The following is a 17,789-nucleotide window of genomic DNA, read 5'->3' on the forward strand; positions in this document are numbered from 1 at the left end:
CTATTTCCTCAGCTGAATTTCGTAGTGCGCTTTTGCTGGATCGATGCCAGGGCTAACCACCTGGTAAGCGACCTGCGCGCCGGTGAGCAAGTCGGGAGCCGTTATCTTGTGGCCGACAGCAGGAATATCAGTCGTTTCGTTTGCCAGGCAGATCAGCAGCACATCGCCGACCTTGATGTTGATGTTGTCGATGCGCCGGCTGTCGTAGCTGTCAAGAACCCCGCGCCCTGTGTAGGTAACAGGCTGGGAGGTCGTCTCCTCGGTCAATGGGTCGTAAACGCCTTGGCCCAGGTATTCACCGGTGAATGGCTGAACAGCATCTGCGAGGTCAGTATCGAAAGCCTCAGCTAGGTCCGCCTGGATCTCTTCACGTAGGCCCATGGGTCACCTGTACACGTTGAAGCTGAAGGCACTGGTACGCCAGGGGCCGAGAAGGCCCAGGGCGAACTGCACGCCGTCGGGCAGCGAACTGGACTTGGTTGTGTCGATAGACGCGAAGGTCTTGCTGGTGGTTACCGATCCGGCCTTGACCGTCTTGGCCTCCAGCGACCCCTCGGTATGCTGCTGGTACAGCTTGCCCTGGGAGGCGACCACCGCCAGTTCGGCGCCGGCCTGCTTCACCTCTTCAGGAATAGCCGACATATCGACGCCGGCCAGATTGAGCGAGGTCAGATAGGCATTCGCCTGCAGCACTGCGCGGGCCTTCTTGTCATCTGGTGCCCATGCCGAGCCTAGGATGGCGTCAACGTCCGCCACAGTGATGTAGGTAGCCATCTGGCCTCCGCTTGAATGAGTGGGGCCTAGGCCCCGGGTGTTACTTGCCTTTGGTGGCCTTCGCTGCTTCGGTATTTTCACCGCCGCCGTTGTTGCGCGCCGCCTTTTCATCCGACTCGGTACGCGCCGAGTCAACCCCACCGGTCTGGCCCACGGTTTGTGGGCCTACGGTTACGGCGCCTTCAGTTCCACCGAAACCCCAGCGGGCTTTGATGTTCGGGTCGATGTGATTGTCTTTTTGAACGGTCATGATTTTCTCCTGGATCAGTGCTGTGCGGCGGGCAACTCACCCGCCGCACGCCCGTTTACGCTGCTGGAGCGGTAACGAGGGAGGTGATGAACGCCATAGGCACCTGCTTGCGAGCGAACTTGCGGCTCCAGTTGGTAGCCAGGGCCAGGTCAGCCCAGTTCGCCGAGATTGGGCGAGTGGTGGTCGGCGTGCCAGTGATGGTCACGCTGTCGAACGAGAAGCCCAGCGGATGCACAACGAAGTTGCGACGAGTCCACAGGGTTTCAGTACCACCACCGTTGCCACGATCTGGCGCGCGGTCGTATTCCAGGCCGTCTTCACCGGGCGGGGTTTCTTCGGCAAAGCCGATTGCACCAGGGCCAAAGATGATGGACAGGTACTTGGCGCTGGCACCGGTGCCGATTACTGGCAGGCCGTCATCCAGCACAACACGCATGCCCTGGAAACGCCCGAACTCAGGGATCTGGTCGGCGATCGGAGTGAAGTCGATCTGGTTCTGGATCGAGAGCTCGGTGTGCACCGCCGAGTGCATGGCGATCACGCTCAGGCCGCCCAGTTGGCCGCTGTAGTCGCCCATGGTGCCCTTGGCGCGAATCACCGCAGCCGGGCCGATGATGCCGCCGGCGTCCACGACCATGTCGCCGCCGTTGGAGGCGATGTTGTCGTTGTAGATGCCCACCGCCGTGGCGATGGTGCGGCGCTGGGCCACCCGCTGCCAGTAGGAGATCAGTCGACCGGCGACGAACTCCAGCGGATCCTGGTTGGTGATGTTCTTCACCAGGTTCATGCAGTTCCAGCCTTCGTTGAGGTACGCGGCGCGCGCCTGCATGGAAGCGCTGGTGACCGACAGCGGCACCGCGATGTCGGTGTACACGTCGTTCGAGTAGTTCGACTCGATGGACGCATCCAGGTCAACCCACCACGGAATGGTGAAAGTGTTGGATGGGCTGGCCAGCAGCGTGGTCATGTCGCTGTTGCTGGTCAGGATGCCCGACTGGAAGAACGCAGTGCGTTCAACGCTGTTGACGGTGATGTAGTCGCGCAGTTCGTCGCGGAAGATCACGTCCGAGAGAATGGTTGGCATTGCTGAATTTCCTTTTACTTGGCCTCAGCAGCGGCTTTCATGCGCGCATGCTCGGCGGGGTTGGTTCGGCGGAGCTCAACACGCTCCATACCGCTCATTTGGTCCCACGTTTTGGTGGCCCCGCCACCCTTACCCCCGGCAGCCCCGCCGCCGTTCGCTTGCGTGCCGCGCACCAATGCTGCGTAGCGCGGCGCTTGCTGGAATTCTTTTGCCAGGTCATCGAGTGTTGCGATGGTCAGGTTGCCTGCGGCGTCCGTGACCTTGACCTGGCCTTCTACGATCTTCAGGCGGCGCTGAACGAACTCGGCAAGGATCTCAGCGTTCTCGCCGTCAGCAATGCCGGTGGCGATCTTGCTGGCTGCCGATGTCAGGTCGCGCCGCTCAATGCTGGTGGTCAGCTCGGCAAGGCGTGTACGTTCGGCCGCAAGGGCCTGCTCGCTGCTGGCGTACAGCTGTTCGAAGTCGCCACGCGCCTTGGCTGCGTCCCGCTCCTGCTGCGTGCGGGCCTCTTCAGCCTCACGGCGCAGGCGCTTTGCCTCCTTGGCCTCATCCAGCAGCGTCTGATTCTGGCGCTTCAGGCCTTCCAGATCCTCACCACCGGTGGGCAAGCCCTCAACGACGAGAACGAAGTCATCGCCCATCGCCTTGTAGAGCGCCTGCATGGCTGCATCGAGTGCTTCGTATTCGGCCTTGCTGATCTTGTACTTCATGTCATCCCCCGGATGATTTGCCGTTGGCTCAGCCGCGGGCGTAAAAAACCGGCTCATGGCCGGCTGTTCATAGTCCCGCTCGCTCGAAGGCCAGCGGTTCAAGGTCTTTCAGTTGCTTCAGAGTCAGGGTTTTGCCGTTGTCGTCGACGAACTTGTCGAGGGTCAGCTCACCCTTGCTGAATAGCGCGTAGCGGTTCGGTCCAAGGATGTCCCGCTGGAAGGCGGCAGGTTGGCGCGACAGCCAGTCCTGATAGCTCGTCTTGCTGGATACCAGCGTCACGCCGTCAGGGCCGATTGAGGGCCTGGTAGACCCGGGAATTTCGCGAGCAAACTCATCTTTCAGCACGGGCAGCGCGCTTGACCTGCAATTCCAGTGGCCTGGCGGCTTGGGGTCATCCCAGCCGTACAGGTGCTGGTCTCTGGCCTGGCACATGTGTGACGTCTTGCTGTCCAGGGTGGATATCCAACGCCATCCCTGCAGGATGTCGTCGTTGGCCTTGAGCGTCTCCATGCGCGCCGTGCTGGCGACATGGTTGGTCATGGTACGAACGAGAGATGAGGCTTGGTCCTGATGCAACTGGTGAATGCTGGTGAGTCGCCGGCCGATCTGCTGGCTGGTCTCGCCAAGGCTTGAACCAATCTGGATCTCGCCGATGATCTCGGCCGCCTTCTTGGTGCCGAACTGGTCGAGCGCTCCGCCGATGCTGATCCGCTGGGCACCCTTTCGCGCCTCGAGGATCAACGGGTCAGCCAATGCCGCAGCGCTCACCATCTCGGCCGAAGGTACGTTGAGCTGAACAACCAGCTTTACGACCTTGCCCAGCATCGTGGCATTGAATTCAGCCTCATATGCGGCGAACTCTCCCAGGTCTAGCTGAGCCCGGCCCTTCAAATCGTCGTAGATACCCCGCAAATCGCCCTGGAGCGCTTCTATCTGCGAGGTGTAGCGTCTGGTGCCGTAATCGCTCAGCCCTGCTGACACGCGGTCCTTTGCCGTCTTGATGGCCTTGCTGATGAAGGCCGTCACCCGCTTCAGGTTGCCGCCGGCATAACGCTGGACGTAGACCTGGTGCCGGGTGGTGGCGTCCGTCAGGTAGCCTTCACTACTCATCGTTCACCCCTGGAGGCTGATTGGCTGGCGGCTCATCGGTCGCAGGCTCGCCGCCCACCACCGGAGCCTCTTCCTCTCGGTCAGCGTCGATATCTTCGTCCGTGCGGTCCGAATCCAGCACGCCGGACTGGCGCAGGTTGGTGCGCAAGTCCTTCTTGGCGATGATGCCCTGTTGCCAGAGCTGCATCTGGGCCAGGATCGCCTGGGCGTCCATGACCTCGTCGAAGAACTCCTGGTTGAGCCAGAAGACGGTGCCTTCCTCGTCCACATCCCCAACCATGAAGCGCTGGGCGTCGAACAGGGATAGGCGAACGGCCTCGCTCACGTTGCCGGCGATGGTGCCCAGCACTGAGTTGTCGGAGCTATAACGAATGCGCACGGCCTCTGCCGTCTCTGCGCCGCTGCCCTGCTGGACAATGCGGGCGCCGATCATGAGCATCTGCTGTTCTTTGTCCTTCATCAGCTCGCGGGCCAACTGGCTTTCATCGGCCTGAAGAAACGTGGCACTGCCAGTTTTACCCAGGTTGTGACCCCTGCGCGAGCCGATCTGCATGCCGTTCGGGTTGAGCTTGATGAAGCTGTCCGGATCAATGTCAGTGGTGATGAACAGAGTGGGCTGCGATGCGATGAAGCCCGACTCTTCCACAGTGGCGCTGTTGCCATAGTGGAGAATGTTCACCTCGGCCAGGTCTTCCAGCGGCGCCTTGTCGATGCTTGCGTCGTTGTTCTCGGCACCGAAGAAATGGAACGGGATGTGATAGAACGGCAGGCCGGCCTTGTCCTTTGGCTCTGTCTCTTCGCCTTCTGGATCATCAGCGCTGTGCACGCTCTGCACGTACTTGCCGTCACGCAGCATCAGTGCCCGGTATTGGTCCTTGGCGGTGAACTCGAAGCCATCGGGCGTTGGCTCATTGATCTTTTCGTGCAGCACCACCAGCGTCAGCCGGCGCACGCCGTCGATCACGTCTTCACGCCAGTTGATGATGCTCTCGGCGCAGTAGAAGTGGATGAAGGCGCGTGAGTTTGCAGCCTGAGCCACGGTCAGCGCGACCTGGCCTTCTGGCAGATGAACCTTCGGAAAGTCCACCAGCAAGCCGCCGCGCCCAGTATCAAGGCATTCGCCGGTCGACTCCTTGCTCAGCTGCTCCAGGCTCGCACCGTCGCCGCTGGCGTTCTCTTTCAGGTACTCAATGGCTGTGGGCAGGCTGATCTCGGCAGTCTTGCGGAACACGGCGCCCAGCAGGCCGGTGCGAGTGCGGCCCACCACGTTCAGGAACATGGCGCGCTTCTTCAGCTGCTCGTACCGCGCCCGATTCTCGTCCGACAGGTTGAGCGGGTCAGGCATCGGCAGATATTCGTCGTACTTGCGGACCTCTCTCGGCCCCTTTACGCAACGCTTGACCAGCTGCCAACCGGGCAAGGCATCGCTGTACTCTTGCCTGATGGCGCTGTAGTTGGGCATATCGGCCTCAGAAGGTGAAGGTGACAGGGATGTGGGTCATGACGGCGCGCTTGGTCTTGGCCACTGCGAAGTAGCGGAAGGCGTCAGCCGGGTGGGATGCCCAGTCATGAAGCGGCCGGTCTTTCCAGCAGCCCTTCTTGTCGTCCCACTCTTTGCGGTAGTTCTCAAGGGCGGTGATGCCCTCTTCGCACTTGGATTCGTCGAATGCGCAGTGGCCCAGGATCTCTCGCGTCTGGTCGATGCCGTCGTCTACGCCGATCTTGGGCACGACCTGAAACGTCATGCGGTAGTGCTGGCCGTCGATCTCGTAGCCCTCGCGCGCCATTTCTCGCCGGGTCTTGGCATCACTGCTGAACTCGCGGTTGTCGATGTCGTGCGGCCCCCAGTGCTCGGAGTACACGTAGCCGCGATCCTTCAGCATCTTCATGTAGTGCCGCAGGCCTTCCCCGCTGTTCTGGTAGAAGTCGATGACGTGGAACTCGGTGCCGACCTGACGCACGAACCAGATGGCCGTGGAGTCGCCGACGCCGATATCCCAGAAGGTCATCACGGGCTGGTGACTGTTGTCCGGCAGCACGCCGATACGCTGGGCTGCGTAAAGCTTGGTGAACTGCCTGGCGTAGTAGGCGCCTTCGATTGACTGCTGGAAGGCTTCGGCGGGGATCGACGGATACTCCCGCTTCATGTCGTCGCCGAGGGTCTTCTCCTTGGCGGCGTACCAGGCGCGCTGGCCAGGGCTTGTCGCGATACCGCGCTTTGCTTCCAGCTCATCGAAGTACGCGGTCAGGCGGTCAGGGATGATGGCTGTAGCCGGTTCGAGCCAGTAGGCCTTGTTGTTCCACCAGCTGAAGAAAAAGAACTTCCAGTCCAGCAGGCCCAGGGCCACTCCGGATAGTTGCTGCTTCTCAGCGCTCTGCGAGTAATCGAAGAAGTAACCGGCCCGACCCTCTGCCGTTGATTCGATGGTGACGAAACAATCGGTGGCCACGGCCTCGAAGGCGCCAGTGACGATTTCGCGGGCCTTGTGAGGGAACTTGGCGCAGATCTTCCCGAACTCGGATACGTGCAGGTAGCGCAGCGTGCCACCCCGAAACGAGGTACTGACGTAGATCGAGCCGCCCTTGCTGAACACCAACTCGCCGGCGGCATCGTTGCTCGCAGGGTTGGCGGCGCGGATCTCTTTCGGCAGGTTGTCGTAGGCGTACTTCACTTTCTCCCGGAACAAGCGCTTGGCGTCGTTCAGGGTGTGAGCGATCAACGCGCACTTGGCCGACTCGAACAGAGCGGCGTCCAGCTGGATGATGCAGCACTCAGTCGTGAAGCCAAGCTGCCGAGCCTTCAAAATCAGGTTCCGCGTGTGCATCCCCTGGAAGTACTTGACCTGCTCGTCCGTCATCCGGAAGCGGACCTTCTTGCCCTGCTTGTCCGTGATGAAGTACAGATTGTTCAGGCGCCAGAACTTTTCCCGCAGCAGCTTCATGTGCTCGGGCTTCATGGTCAGGCGTCCTTCGATAGATCGTCCATCAGTTTCGAGAGCTCGTCGGCGTCGTTGCCGCCAGATTTGGTGTCGAGGTCGTAGGCCTGACGCTCCAGGGAAACCAGAGTCTTCAGTGTCTCGGCCAGCTCCTTCATGGTCTTGGTGCGAGATGGAAGCGCGCCCATCTTGTGGGCAAGGGACAGAACGTCCGACATTGCATCGCCGTCGTCGTCCGCCTCCTTGAGCTGAGCAATCAACTCCTTGATGGTGCCCTGCTCATCGGTGAGCGCTTCCAGCTCATCCAGCAACTTGTTGGCGAGTCTGCGTGACCGGCCAATGTCTGTGCGGTGCGCCATCCTGATGTCAGCAATGACCTCCGCATTGGCCTCTACGATTCCACGCTCGGTTGCCAGTGTTTCCGTGGAAACCTTTGTGGAAACCTCTCGTTTGGAAACCAGTGAATCGGCTTTGGCCTTGATCTTGGCATTCAGGTCACGATCCCAGCCTTCAGCCTTCGACCTCTTGTTGATCGCTGTATGGGAGACACCGCAGGCAGCGGCTATCTCACGCACTGAGAGCAAGCCAGCCCGGAAGAGCTGTTCAATGCGCTCCCAGTCGGGTTGCTTGGTTGTCATGGGGAATCCTTAGTCTTGGCTGTCCAGCAGCACATCAATCAGCTTCTGCTCACCCAAGCGCATGGCACCGAGGCACTGCAGGTCATCGCACTTGGGACCGATACCGAACACGGTCACCTCTCCCTTGGCACCGATCAGCGTCAAAGCGCCTACGGTGCACTCGGGATGCTCACCAGCATCGAGGTCATCGGCGATCTTGCGCAGGGTCTTGGCGGCATCGCGCCAGTCTTCCCGCTTGAACTCCAGTACCTTGACGGTCATTCGGTCACCATTTGGTGTGTCTGTGCGTGAGCGTGCCCATGGAGCAAGCCAACGATCAGGCCCTGAGGCAGCCCGGCTTCCTTGGCGGCGTCCACGGCATCGGCAATGGCCTTGTCGAGAGCACCTACCGCAGCATTGATGTCTGGATTCATTGGCAGGACGTGCCGCAGACGGGTGACGTTGCTCATTGGATCGGACCCTCTCCCATGCGGAATGTCTTATTGGAGTCGGTGTAGCCACCACAGTAGATGACCCTGATCTCACCCCATATAGGGTGGAAGTCGACATGCTCGCCGTCGGAGGACTTGAGCGGAGCATCCAGCACAACGGCAATGCCCGCCTTGGTGTCGCAGTAGGTCACACCGTCTACGCGCTGGCCGTCGATGATTACTTCCCGTCGGCCGCGACCATCGTCCCAGTAGTGGACGTGTTCACCTGATTGGTCGCTCATGCCCTACTCCCGTCTCGCGCCACGATTTGGCGCATTCGAAATCGTGGCGCGGATTACGGCGCCTGCCGCTCTACCGCTTCACTGACCTTCTCGGCCGCCTTGCTCGCCGTGTCAGCCGCCTGGACTGCCGAGTGCGATGCCTCTTGCACCTTCACTGCGGCGTCCTGGGTCTTCTCGGCCAGGTTGGTCAGGCGCAGGTCACGCTTGCCCAGAGCGGCGTCATAGGCGGCGCGCACCTCGGCAAGCTGCTTAGTCTGCTCGCTACTGGCAGACCAGACGCCGGCTTGGTAGCCAAGGATCGATCCGCCGGCTACCAGCAGGAGAGCGATGACCCATACCTCGGCGCGCCTCCACCAGTGGCGGGCGATGAAGTTGATTGCGCATCTGTCCATCAGTTGATGCCTCCCAGCTTGGTTCGCAGGCGGGCGATCTCGTCACTCTGCGAGGTAACCGTTGCAGTGAGCTGCGCGACCTGGCTTGAAAGGGCTTCGATCTTCCCCTCCATACGGCCAACCGCTGCAGCAAGCTCGTTGCGCTCCTTGGCAAACTGGTCAGCGCGCGCCTCGGCGGCGTTGGCACGGGCACGCTCAGTGTCGAGCAATTCATTGAGCCGGCGGACGGTGCCGATGTCGGCGTTGTCCATGGCCCGGTCGGTCGCGTCCTTAGAGAGGAATTTCCTCAGCCACAACAGACCGCCGAGCAGCACGGTGCCGGTGCCGCCAAGCCACGCAAACGTGCCAGGGCCCAGGTCGTTAGGATCCATCGCCACTCCATAGAGAAAGGTGGCCGAGGTACGACCTGTACAAATAAGTCAGCTCCAGCAGCACTCCCAGCTCGGAGCAATGGGCGTGGTGGAGCCGAAAACGAAATCCCCGCGAGATGGCGAGTATTTGAATTGGTGCCGCCCGATGGAATCGAACCACTTAGCACTCGGCGCAGGATTTACAGTCCCGTGTGCGTCCCAGCGCACATTCAGTCGGCGTTTTGGCAGCAGGTGAAGGAATCGAACCCTTACCGTTTCCAGTAGCACGGTTTTCAAGACCGTTTGCCGTCCGTACGGCGCTACCTGCTTTGAAATTGGAGCGGATACAGGGAATCGAACCCTGATCGAAAGCCTGGAAGGCTGTCTAGCGACCTGCGCTACCCGCAAATGCGTGTCTCTTCCCACGCTGCCCGCCAAAGACGATCCCATCGTCGACACCCTAATGCATCGATCGCGCCAATCTGGTCTCGCGCCACCCAGGAAGCACAGTGAGGTCAGGGTGCGCGGGCTGCCAGTGTTTTTCCGCACGTCGCACTACCGGCTATCGACGTCCAGGCCGCCCCGAAGGCTGCCCTGGCTACAAGTGAACTCGAGAGATAAAAAATCCCGCGCTTGGCGAGATCTGAACTAAATTACAATTTCTCCTCATTGGTCAGGCGTCAAACAAGGAATGTGTCATGCCAGAGTTGCGCACTTTTGAAATCAGCTACACCAAAGACGGGGAAAGAAAAACGTTCGTTGAGAAAGTCGACCACTTCTACGAAAATGATGAGTGGCGATTGGTAGCTATGCGATTCCACATCACCGTCAAAGACCAGTACAGAGACGATAAAACACCACAAACCTTTAAATCGATGTGCATCGCTGAAGGCTTTACCGACGTCACTTTCATCGAAAAACCATAACGAAAAAACCCGGCAAAATGGCCGGGTTTTTCATGTGAGGTCTTGCCTCATATCAAACGGGGATCTTTCCGTTGGCCATGCATCCACACCAAATGGCGACAATCATTGTGGCTACTGGCTGTACATATTGCATCATGGTTTCTTTCATCATCAGACTACCCTCATTCGCAAATTGGACTGTTGCGATCAGCAATTCAGGCGTGGTGTAAAGAACGGCCATCAAGACCGTAAGTACGAACAGAATTGCCATTTGAGCAGCCGACATGGCCGGATTTGAACCTTTCGATCCCCAGAAACTGGGCGCCAGTAGCCTAAGCCCTGGCTGTGTGGTGATTTTACACAGTTAAGGCGCGTAACTAAACATTGAAATGAAAATACCCGGCGTTTGGCCGGGCTTTCGATGTAGTGTCGCGCTTGAAAAGCTGAACACAGTGCCATGAAAACAAGGCTATTCCGCGTGTGCAAGTATTTTTACGCGGCTTCGATGAATCTCTCCAATGAGCAGTCTATCCATCCGACGCCGGTCTTGATGATTTCCCTGGCCTTGGCTTCGCTCATGTCGTACTTGTTGCCAACCCGCTTGGCTGGCCACTTGGCCGCATAGTACAACCAAACGAAGTCGCCCATTTCAGGCGCCCGCTTGCAAAGCCTGGCAACGGCGCCATCAACGACAATAGCCAGTTCATCCGTTATGACATAGGACCTACTTGTCGATGGAATCATATCTCTCATGATCGCCCAGGACGGCGACACATAGCTCGGCACGCCCATACCATCCATGCGCCAGAAGCCCCACTGTTCAAGCATGTATTCGGTATCGCCCAAAGGGAGACGTGCAGGTTTTCTGGTATTCATGCGGCTTTCCTCGGATCTGGATCACTCAAGCCAAACAGGTCACGCAGCAACCGGTCAGCGGGTTTGTTCTTTGCATTGCCCTCGATCAGCCAGCGCTGCCCGAAGTCATGGAACCCGATCTGAGCCCGGCTGCCATGCCAACTGGCGACCATATCCAGCAGGTAAGCCAGCGCACTCGGCCCGCCGACTTTGACCTTGGCAAGCTCCTCACCGGCGATTTTCAGAAAGCGCCGCTCAAGGTCGCTCATGCTTTTGCGCGGCAATGCCGCTGTGACGTTACTCATGGTCTTTTCTCTCCTTTGCGCGGCCGGTGAATTTCAATACGCGTCCCATCTCCACCTCTTCGGTGCTTGGTGCTTTACCTCCGAAGTCAACAAACCTGACGTACTTACCCTGCTGCTGCACAAGGCACGAGCCAACCTTGGCGTGCCTGACCTTGCCAACGATGAGTTCGGTTACTCCGTTCTGCCCCTCTTCGCTTTCCATGTCGCGATGCACCAGGATCACCACGTCGGCGTCCTGTTCGATCTGTCCGGAGTCACGGATGTCGCTCGGGCGAGGACGTTTGTCTGGTCGGTTGGTTGAGCCACGGTTAAGCTGGGCCAGCACGATTACGGGGATCTTCAGTTCCTTGGCTAAGTTCTTGAGGGCCGTGGAAATCTTGCCGACCTCGATAGAGCGGTTGGCGCTACCCTCGGCGCTGATCAGTTGGACGTAATCGACCAGCAGCACGTTGAGCCCTTCCCTGCGCTGGCACTGCCGGGCGATTGAGCGGATGCGGGGCATCGTCATGCCGGCCTGATCGTTGACGAACAGCTTGGCTTCGTTGAGTACGCTGACCGCGCTGGTTAGCTTTGGCCAGTCATGGTCTTCAAGATCGCCACTGTCCAACTTGCTCAGATTGACGCTACCGATCGATGCAAGGCCGCGAGTGATCAATTCCTCCTTGGTCATTTCCATGGAGAAAGCCAAGCCGACGCCATCAAGGTTGCAGGTGACGTGCTGAGCTATCTGCAGGCCGAGGATGGTCTTGCCCGACCCTGTGAGCCCTCCAACAACGATCATGTTGCCAGGGCGTAACCCTCGCACCAGTTCATCAAGATCCTTCAGCCCGGTCGAAAGCCCTGTAGGCATCGTCTTGTTGAACTTCGAGTCGATGGTGTCGATCACCGCGGGCAGAATTTCGCTGGCCTTGTAGTAATCCTGCTGCCCATCGTCGTCCAGGTCGCGCAGATCCGCCGTGGCTTGCTGGGCCATGGCGATAACCTCGGAAAGTGGGCGCTCTTCATTGGCCGTGTCGTTGATCACATACGCGGCATTCACAATCTGACGCAACACTGCCCGCTCCCGAACAATGCGAGCATAGGCCTTCCAGTTGGCGGCGCTGGGCACACTCATGGCGACCTCGCCCGCATGGGCCAGGGTCGACTTGCCACTGGGCAGGCGGTGGCGGCAATCGCTCAAGGTGACAACGTCGATGGGAACACCGGCGGTGTGGCAATCAATCATCACCTGGTAAAGCGCGGCGCTCTCCAAATCATGGAAATCGGAAACGTCCACCTTACTGCTGATCTCGTCGAACAACTCGGGCTTGAGCAGTACCGCCCCAAGAATGCCGAACTCGGCCTCATCACTGAATAGTTCGCGGCTCATACGTCACCCCGGGCTGAAGGCCAGTTGAACAGCACTGCAGGACCACCGGCATCGCTAAGACGATCAACTGCTCGATCTCCCAGACATTTACGCAAACCGAGAATGCCCAGGTTGGAAATTACGATGGTGGGTTGCAATCGCTCGTAGCGGTTGTTGATCACCTCGAACAACACTTGCCGCTCGAAGTCGCTCCCGTGCTGAACGCCGATTTCATCGATCACCAGCAGATCGGGAAACTGCAGTGTGCTGAACACTTGGTGCTCGGTTGATTCTGCGGTTTTGCTGAACGTTGCCTTCACATCACGAATGATCGCCAGGGCGGACGTATACCGGGCATGGGCGCCGTGGTGACGGATGACGTGCTGCGCCACCGCACAACCCAGGTGTGTCTTGCCGGTACCGACCTCTCCCAGAAGCATCATCGAGAGCCCGGCCTGCCAGTGCACGTCGAACCGTTCCGCGTATTCCCTGCATTGGCGAAGAGCAACGGCCTGTGGTTCTGGCTTGCTGTCCGTCCGGTAGTTCTCCAGCGTCGCCGCCCGGAAACGTGGAGGGATACCTGATGAGATCAGATCCGCATTGAGCTGACGAGCGAACTGCACATCCCGTGCAGCGGTGGCGACGGATTCGTCAGTGGAATGCCGTGCATCGAAGTGACAGCGTGGGCAGCCGAGCCACTGTGCGTCACCGATGAATGACTCCAAGAGACTGTTTTCAAACGTGCCGTGCTCGTCGCAACGGCTGATAGCGGTGTTGATGATTGCTGGTTTGATCATGGTCGGGCTACTCGATACGTACCATTGGGCTGAAGTTCAAGCCCGAGGGTGTGGTCAATTTTGTCGAGGTCCACGTGATTGGACTGCTCGATGTTCGCCAGGATTTCGTCTTCCCAGCATCGGCCGTTGAGCCAGGTCGCTGGCAGCGGGATGTACTGCCCGCCGTCCTTGATCCAGTCAGGCCTGAGGCAGTGATTTGCCAGCGCAACAAGCAGGGTTTCGCGCAATGCGGCATCAGGCTTGAGTTTCTTCCAGGCCGACTCAGCGTTAAGCCGTTTTTGGCGTCGCGGGTACAACCGGTAGAACTGGTCGAAGCCGTCCAGCAGATCCGTAGCGGCGGGTTTGATATTCCGCTTCGGCTTTGGATCTGCCAGAGCGGGTTGAGCAGGTGCGTGCTGCTCCTGCCCATTTGCTCCAGCTTGAGGTTCCAGCGTCGCGTCGTCCGGCGGAGCATCGCGACGATGGACATGCTCTTGATCTTGATCTTGTTCTTCTCCTTTCCTATTACCCTTCCTTTCCCTTCCGGGGTCGAGGCCTAGCAGAGGATTCGACGAGTCCTCGTCGAGTGGTGGTCGAATGTTCGGAGAGGACTCACCGACAGAATCACCTACAGGCCCCGGTTTCTGGTTGTCATCAGTTCCAGCCCCCAGCAGTGGCGGACTGGACACCACCAGGGACTGAACAAACTCCGGGTACTTGAAGGTCGGCTTATCAATCCTTTGGTGCTCCCACCCGCAGACGTGCAAATATCGCTTGCCAGAGTGCTCGTAGAAGGACAAAAGACCGTTCGACGACAGCTCGTCGAGCATTCGACGAATACTCGACGAGCTGATTTCGTCACCGGGAAAAACCCGGGCCTTGATGGTTTTCTCCGAGTCAGGATGATTGCCGCCATCGTCACAAAAATTCCAAATACCAATGAACAGCAGGCGTGTCAGAGGCTGACACTCCATCACCTGTTCACTGCTCCAGAACTCTGGCTTGATCGTCCTAATGCGCGCCATCAGATATCCAGCTCCTCTGTCACGCGACGGATGAAGGCATCGTAGGTTTCAGCCATCTCAAAACCCTGGCGCTCCAGCGACTCACGGTAGGCCTTGGCGCTGCCGTAAAGCACCCAGCGCTCGCGCTCTGGAAGCGTTCGGAAGTTGCCGTAGGTTGGCCAGGGGCCGGCGATGGTGCAGGCCGCTGCAGGTTTAATTACGGGGATTCTCGTAGTTGATTCGACAGAGCCGATCATTGCAGCGTCTCCCCATGCTTGCGGCACATCCCGGCACCCATGGTTTCCATTGAGCCGCCAGACAGGCGCAATACCAGCAGGCGCAATGCTGTGGTGGCGTCAATGGAGAGCGTACGAGCCTCGTCCAACGCCAAAGCCCGCGGTGAGTGGTCCATGATCAGAACTCGAACGCGATCGCTGTAGTTGAACGCCGCGCAAGCCAGTTGTTGGTCCGTCAGGCCGGCGAATGCCTCATCCGGTAGGCACTCCCCAGGGAACACGACGACGGGAATTCTGTTTTCTGGTCGCGGCTTCCCCTCCAACAAGTGGCGGCTCATGGCCTCAAAGTGATCCTGGGCAACTTGCCTCGCGTCGTGCCCAGTCCTACGCCTGAACAACACCTTGAGTGCGTAGTAGGCTCGGTACAGGTCAATGTGAGTGTCATCCTCTTTCTCAATGGAGTACTCCGGCTCGTCGATGACGTCTAGCGCGTCCTTAACGACCTCGAAACACTTCAGCAACAGCGCTGCATCGGGATATTTCTCGAAGTGTTCTTCGTCGATGACGGTGACAGGTACCTCTTGGGATATTTCGCTCATGGGTATGCCCTCCCGATTGCAGATTGGTGAAGTGGGATATAGGCAAACTCATCAAAGTCGGGCTCGTACTTGGCATGCTCAAGCATTGAAGCCATATGACTGAGGGGCATTGCAGCGCGATGCTGTTGCACAAAGGCAACCAAGAAGGTGCGGCCAGGCGAAGGCTCGTTCGCGCACATATCAATCAACGCCTTTATGCGCTGAGTCTGCTCGGTAAACTGCCTATGCTTTTGGTACCCGCGGGCCTCTTCTGGTGGGTTGGCGAGTGTGTGGAGTTTTGTTATTCGGCCAAGCAGGTCACGACCGAGAGTCTCGAGCAGGTCACGAGCAACTCGCTCGTCTGTGAGCCCAAGGCCGAAGCCGTACACACCACGCCCGTCGAAAACCTCAACCAGGTAGAAAGGTTTTTTGTTGAAGCTTGGACTCTTAGAGTCAATGACCTGGTTCATGGCCGAACCTCCGAGAGATTCGGCGCCACGCTTTCTGCCTGGCTGTTTTGTGGCGCGTAACCTTCATACGGACCGAACTGACCAAGACGAGCTAGGAACTCGTGCCCAGAACGCTCAGCCGATCGAACTGACTGGATCATGTCTGTTACGCGGTCGTTCATCCGGAGGAAGCTTTCGAATCCTTTTGCCCAGCCTGCTACCCACGAAATGCGAACAGGGTACGGGGCAACTTCCGGCTCGAGCATGGCCTTCAGTTCTAATGCCAGACACTCATCCAGCACACCGGGATAGGTTTGTTTGAGTCCCGCGTCCTCATAAACAACTTGAACCTCGTAGTAGGTAAAGCCTGCCCGCTCATCAAAAGGCGGCAGCGTAGGCGTGATTGACACGCTCTTGGGCACACTGACCAGCCGGGGTTTAGATTGAATGCGTTCAGTAACAGGCGACCGAACTTGTTTACTACGAATTGCATGTGCCATGATTCACACCTCTGCAGTTGTGTAGTCCTGATCACACAGGACGATTAGATGAGCCCCGGTTCCCGCCGGGTTTGTTGCTTTCTGCACCGGGCAAAATTGATTCTCCGCCCGTTTTATTCCTCTGTTACCTAGCCGTTCGGATAGGTAATCACGCTGCTTTGACTGACTCCTCCAGTACCAACAAGCTTTGCCGGACATGGCCAATTTCCTTCTGGATGTTTGCTTTCTCGAAAGGTGAAACGCGACCATCTGCAAGGGCGTCATGCACGAGGCGAGAAACGTCTCCGTACTCAGCCGCGAGATGCACCAGAGCCTCGATGAGGTTCTTGCTCGCCGGTCGCGCCTGCGGCACCAGGGCATAGCCCAATGTGTTGGCCAGGTGTTCCAGCGGTTCAACGTTCTTGCTGTGCACCAGGATCTGGAGAAATTGCTCCAGGTTCAGGCGGTGCGAGTCATCATTTGGGTTGCTGCGATTGAGCAATGCGGTGTGGCTCATACCCATCAGGTGAGCCAGTTGCTTTGGCCCCGCCTCTAGAACTGCCTCATGTATTGCGCGGTGTACCTGTTCCATTTCGGGAAACCTCTTCGTGGTTGTCGTGGCGGAACGTTCAGCTCAGGGCGAAGATATGCGCCCTCAATCAGGGCTTCTTTTAATCGGGATTAAAGATTTGGCTCTTGGCCTGAATTGCGCAGATAGGCCCAGTCGACATCGGGCCGGAGCTCTTCACAGGTAACCGCCCTGCTCGACTCCCGCTCAAGGTTGATGGCGAGGCCTGGACCTGCCCGGCGAAAGCCATGTGCGATCTGTTTAAGGTTCCCGGCACTGGTGCCGCTGCGCTTGGCCAACGATTCCACCGAGGGTGTGTCGAGGGAGCGGATGAGTTCAAGTAGCGTCATGTTTGTCTCCGAAAGAAGTCTAGATTACACATTGCTAATGTGTATCGCAATAGCAATTATCAATTTACCAAATGCTAACGCAGGGACACTATTCGCCTATGGATATCAAAACTCTTCGGGTCGACGCACTGCGGCGCGTCATCGGCCCACTCAGTCAGAAAGACTTCGCTGACCAGCACGATCTGGACGCTTCGTATTTGTCACAGATCCTCAATGGGCACCGCTCATTGGGTGAGAAAGCGGCGCTCAACCTCGAGAAGAAAATCGGGCTCACGCCTGGTGTGCTGGTCAATCCGAATGGACACGGGCCGGCATTGATCGAGGGTGAGTACACTCGCCAGGATGTGGTGAGAGAGGCGGCGTCTGCCTACCAGGCCCTTCAGGACAAGGCTACGCCGCGAGCAGTTGCGGTTATCGAGAAGCTCGCCAGGGCGGCGGCAAAAGGAAGACTCAAGGAGTCGGACTTGGTTCTGCTTGAGGGCATAGCCGCCCTGCTTGAGAAGGCCAACGCTGAAAAGCCTTGAGCCGGATGCAGAAAGCCCGGCACTTGGCCGGGCTTCAAGGTAATCATCGATTCAAACGGCGTTGAGTCGCTCAACCATGTCAGGGAAGCGCTGAACCAATTTAATCAGTAGCGCTGCCTAGGCATTTGGCTTGGACTTCGATTGCTCCCAGTTCTTCAGCGTGTCCAGATTCATCCTGACCTGCCTGGCAAACACTCGTTTTGCTCATTTCGTACTGACGAAGAGTAATATTTCCCTTCCGGTGCTCGCTCATTTCCTCCACACCCTGCATCAGCTCGGCAAACAGACTGCGTTTCACTTCCCACCTCATTCTTCAGCTTTATGTCACGGATGGGCAAAACGAAAAAGCCCAGCAGGCAGGCCGGGCTTTTAGTGCTTACTCAAGACTAGGCGTCAGAAGTTTTATTCCTGACAGAATCACCAGCGGAGAGTGAGCATTTGATTTTTGCCGCGTG

Annotated in this window: 28 protein-coding genes, 2 tRNA genes and 1 pseudogene; 2 read left to right on the plus strand and 29 right to left on the minus strand. The window is 58.3% G+C overall.

Features of this window, described 5'->3' with window-relative positions:
* From TU79_RS10690 to TU79_RS26015, 16 genes are all read right to left on the minus strand, one after another.
* Nucleotides 1–381 carry a hypothetical protein gene (locus tag TU79_RS10690; RefSeq protein ID WP_057007962.1) on the minus strand — a complete coding sequence of 127 codons (381 nt, stop codon included), beginning with the start codon at nucleotides 379–381 and terminating at the stop codon, nucleotides 1–3.
* Between the two features lie 3 nt (nucleotides 382–384).
* The gene (locus TU79_RS10695; protein WP_057007963.1) at nucleotides 385–774 is read right to left on the minus strand and encodes a hypothetical protein; all 390 of its coding nucleotides are present in this window, start codon (nucleotides 772–774) and stop codon (nucleotides 385–387) included.
* A gap of 40 nt (nucleotides 775–814) precedes the next feature.
* The gene (locus tag TU79_RS10700; RefSeq protein WP_057007964.1) at nucleotides 815–1,024 is read right to left on the minus strand and encodes a hypothetical protein; all 210 of its coding nucleotides are present in this window, start codon (nucleotides 1,022–1,024) and stop codon (nucleotides 815–817) included.
* Nucleotides 1,025–1,079: 55 nt separating this feature from the next.
* Nucleotides 1,080–2,108 carry a hypothetical protein gene (locus TU79_RS10705; protein ID WP_057007965.1) on the minus strand — a complete coding sequence of 343 codons (1,029 nt, stop codon included), beginning with the start codon at nucleotides 2,106–2,108 and terminating at the stop codon, nucleotides 1,080–1,082.
* A 14-nt stretch (nucleotides 2,109–2,122) separates the two neighbouring features.
* A complete protein-coding gene (locus TU79_RS10710; RefSeq protein ID WP_057007966.1) occupies nucleotides 2,123–2,818 on the minus strand; it encodes a hypothetical protein in 696 nt (231 codons plus the stop codon).
* Nucleotides 2,819–2,885: 67 nt separating this feature from the next.
* Nucleotides 2,886–3,929 (minus strand): minor capsid protein, encoded by a 1,044-nt coding sequence (locus TU79_RS10715; RefSeq protein ID WP_057007967.1) that lies wholly within the window; start codon nucleotides 3,927–3,929, stop codon nucleotides 2,886–2,888.
* Entirely contained in the window at nucleotides 3,922–5,391 is a 1,470-nt protein-coding gene (locus tag TU79_RS10720) for a DUF4055 domain-containing protein (RefSeq protein WP_057007968.1), read from the minus strand. The genes TU79_RS10715 and TU79_RS10720 overlap by 8 nt, the downstream gene beginning before the upstream one ends.
* Before the next feature lie 7 nt (nucleotides 5,392–5,398).
* Nucleotides 5,399–6,886, minus strand: coding sequence for a terminase large subunit (locus TU79_RS10725; RefSeq protein ID WP_057007969.1), 1,488 nt, complete (start codon nucleotides 6,884–6,886; stop codon nucleotides 5,399–5,401).
* A gap of 2 nt (nucleotides 6,887–6,888) precedes the next feature.
* A complete protein-coding gene (locus TU79_RS10730) occupies nucleotides 6,889–7,503 on the minus strand; it encodes a hypothetical protein (RefSeq protein ID WP_057007970.1) in 615 nt (204 codons plus the stop codon).
* 9 nt (nucleotides 7,504–7,512) lie between these two features.
* Nucleotides 7,513–7,764, minus strand: coding sequence for a hypothetical protein (locus TU79_RS10735; RefSeq protein ID WP_057007971.1), 252 nt, complete (start codon nucleotides 7,762–7,764; stop codon nucleotides 7,513–7,515).
* The gene (locus TU79_RS10740) at nucleotides 7,761–7,952 is read right to left on the minus strand and encodes a hypothetical protein (protein WP_057007972.1); all 192 of its coding nucleotides are present in this window, start codon (nucleotides 7,950–7,952) and stop codon (nucleotides 7,761–7,763) included. The genes TU79_RS10735 and TU79_RS10740 overlap by 4 nt, the downstream gene beginning before the upstream one ends.
* Nucleotides 7,949–8,215, minus strand: a complete 267-nt coding sequence (locus tag TU79_RS10745) for a hypothetical protein (RefSeq protein ID WP_057007973.1) — start codon at nucleotides 8,213–8,215, stop codon at nucleotides 7,949–7,951. Before TU79_RS10745 ends, TU79_RS10740 begins: the two co-directional genes overlap by 4 nt.
* Nucleotides 8,216–8,268: 53 nt before the next feature.
* Complete coding sequence (locus tag TU79_RS10750; RefSeq protein ID WP_017736500.1) at nucleotides 8,269–8,607, minus strand: hypothetical protein; 339 nt, start codon at nucleotides 8,605–8,607, stop codon at nucleotides 8,269–8,271.
* Nucleotides 8,607–8,978, minus strand: coding sequence for a DUF3450 domain-containing protein (locus TU79_RS10755; RefSeq protein WP_017736499.1), 372 nt, complete (start codon nucleotides 8,976–8,978; stop codon nucleotides 8,607–8,609). Before TU79_RS10755 ends, TU79_RS10750 begins: the two co-directional genes overlap by 1 nt.
* Nucleotides 8,979–9,200: 222 nt before the next feature.
* Nucleotides 9,201–9,286: transfer RNA gene (locus tag TU79_RS26010), tRNA-OTHER, on the minus strand.
* Nucleotides 9,287–9,293: 7 nt separating this feature from the next.
* Nucleotides 9,294–9,363 (minus strand) — tRNA-OTHER (locus TU79_RS26015).
* 292 nt (nucleotides 9,364–9,655) lie between these two features.
* Here TU79_RS26015 and TU79_RS10760 point away from each other — a divergent pair.
* Nucleotides 9,656–9,883, plus strand: a complete 228-nt coding sequence (locus tag TU79_RS10760) for a DUF6555 family protein (RefSeq protein ID WP_057007974.1) — start codon at nucleotides 9,656–9,658, stop codon at nucleotides 9,881–9,883.
* Between the two features lie 52 nt (nucleotides 9,884–9,935).
* On the opposite strand, the gene TU79_RS10765 is transcribed toward TU79_RS10760, so the two are convergent.
* From TU79_RS10765 to TU79_RS10820, 12 genes are all read right to left on the minus strand, one after another.
* Complete coding sequence (locus TU79_RS10765; protein WP_057007975.1) at nucleotides 9,936–10,148, minus strand: hypothetical protein; 213 nt, start codon at nucleotides 10,146–10,148, stop codon at nucleotides 9,936–9,938.
* Nucleotides 10,149–10,354: 206 nt separating this feature from the next.
* On the minus strand, nucleotides 10,355–10,738 hold the full coding sequence (locus tag TU79_RS10770) for an antiterminator Q family protein (RefSeq protein ID WP_057007976.1): 384 nt from the start codon (nucleotides 10,736–10,738) through the stop codon (nucleotides 10,355–10,357).
* Nucleotides 10,735–11,022, minus strand: coding sequence for a hypothetical protein (locus TU79_RS10775; RefSeq protein WP_057007977.1), 288 nt, complete (start codon nucleotides 11,020–11,022; stop codon nucleotides 10,735–10,737). Before TU79_RS10775 ends, TU79_RS10770 begins: the two co-directional genes overlap by 4 nt.
* Nucleotides 11,015–12,391, minus strand: coding sequence for a replicative DNA helicase (locus TU79_RS10780; RefSeq protein ID WP_057007978.1), 1,377 nt, complete (start codon nucleotides 12,389–12,391; stop codon nucleotides 11,015–11,017). The genes TU79_RS10775 and TU79_RS10780 overlap by 8 nt, the downstream gene beginning before the upstream one ends.
* Nucleotides 12,388–13,167 (minus strand): ATP-binding protein, encoded by a 780-nt coding sequence (locus tag TU79_RS10785; RefSeq protein ID WP_057007979.1) that lies wholly within the window; start codon nucleotides 13,165–13,167, stop codon nucleotides 12,388–12,390. Before TU79_RS10785 ends, TU79_RS10780 begins: the two co-directional genes overlap by 4 nt.
* Nucleotides 13,164–14,171: a hypothetical protein gene (locus tag TU79_RS10790; RefSeq protein WP_057007980.1), complete on the minus strand. Its 1,008-nt coding sequence runs from the start codon at nucleotides 14,169–14,171 to the stop codon at nucleotides 13,164–13,166. Before TU79_RS10790 ends, TU79_RS10785 begins: the two co-directional genes overlap by 4 nt.
* On the minus strand, nucleotides 14,171–14,407 hold the full coding sequence (locus TU79_RS10795) for a hypothetical protein (protein WP_057007981.1): 237 nt from the start codon (nucleotides 14,405–14,407) through the stop codon (nucleotides 14,171–14,173). Before TU79_RS10795 ends, TU79_RS10790 begins: the two co-directional genes overlap by 1 nt.
* Nucleotides 14,404–14,985 carry a hypothetical protein gene (locus TU79_RS10800; protein WP_057007982.1) on the minus strand — a complete coding sequence of 194 codons (582 nt, stop codon included), beginning with the start codon at nucleotides 14,983–14,985 and terminating at the stop codon, nucleotides 14,404–14,406. Before TU79_RS10800 ends, TU79_RS10795 begins: the two co-directional genes overlap by 4 nt.
* Nucleotides 14,982–15,434: a hypothetical protein gene (locus TU79_RS10805; protein WP_057007983.1), complete on the minus strand. Its 453-nt coding sequence runs from the start codon at nucleotides 15,432–15,434 to the stop codon at nucleotides 14,982–14,984. Before TU79_RS10805 ends, TU79_RS10800 begins: the two co-directional genes overlap by 4 nt.
* Nucleotides 15,431–15,913, minus strand: a complete 483-nt coding sequence (locus TU79_RS10810) for a hypothetical protein (protein ID WP_139136781.1) — start codon at nucleotides 15,911–15,913, stop codon at nucleotides 15,431–15,433. The genes TU79_RS10805 and TU79_RS10810 overlap by 4 nt, the downstream gene beginning before the upstream one ends.
* A 148-nt stretch (nucleotides 15,914–16,061) precedes the next feature.
* Entirely contained in the window at nucleotides 16,062–16,484 is a 423-nt protein-coding gene (locus TU79_RS10815) for a phage regulatory CII family protein (protein WP_008431877.1), read from the minus strand.
* Nucleotides 16,485–16,573: 89 nt separating this feature from the next.
* On the minus strand, nucleotides 16,574–16,810 hold the full coding sequence (locus tag TU79_RS10820; protein WP_008431880.1) for a transcriptional regulator: 237 nt from the start codon (nucleotides 16,808–16,810) through the stop codon (nucleotides 16,574–16,576).
* Nucleotides 16,811–16,908: 98 nt separating this feature from the next.
* Here TU79_RS10820 and TU79_RS10825 point away from each other — a divergent pair, with 98 nt between their 5' ends.
* The gene (locus TU79_RS10825) at nucleotides 16,909–17,334 is read left to right on the plus strand and encodes a helix-turn-helix domain-containing protein (protein ID WP_005789662.1); all 426 of its coding nucleotides are present in this window, start codon (nucleotides 16,909–16,911) and stop codon (nucleotides 17,332–17,334) included.
* A 51-nt stretch (nucleotides 17,335–17,385) separates the two neighbouring features.
* On the opposite strand, the pseudogene TU79_RS10830 reads toward TU79_RS10825, so the two are convergent.
* Nucleotides 17,386–17,644 (minus strand): annotated as a pseudogene (locus tag TU79_RS10830) (helix-turn-helix domain-containing protein).
* Nucleotides 17,645–17,789: the final 145 nt, after the last annotated feature.

The sequence above is a fragment of the Pseudomonas trivialis genome (assembly GCF_001439805.1).
GTDB lineage: Bacteria > Pseudomonadota > Gammaproteobacteria > Pseudomonadales > Pseudomonadaceae > Aquipseudomonas > Aquipseudomonas trivialis.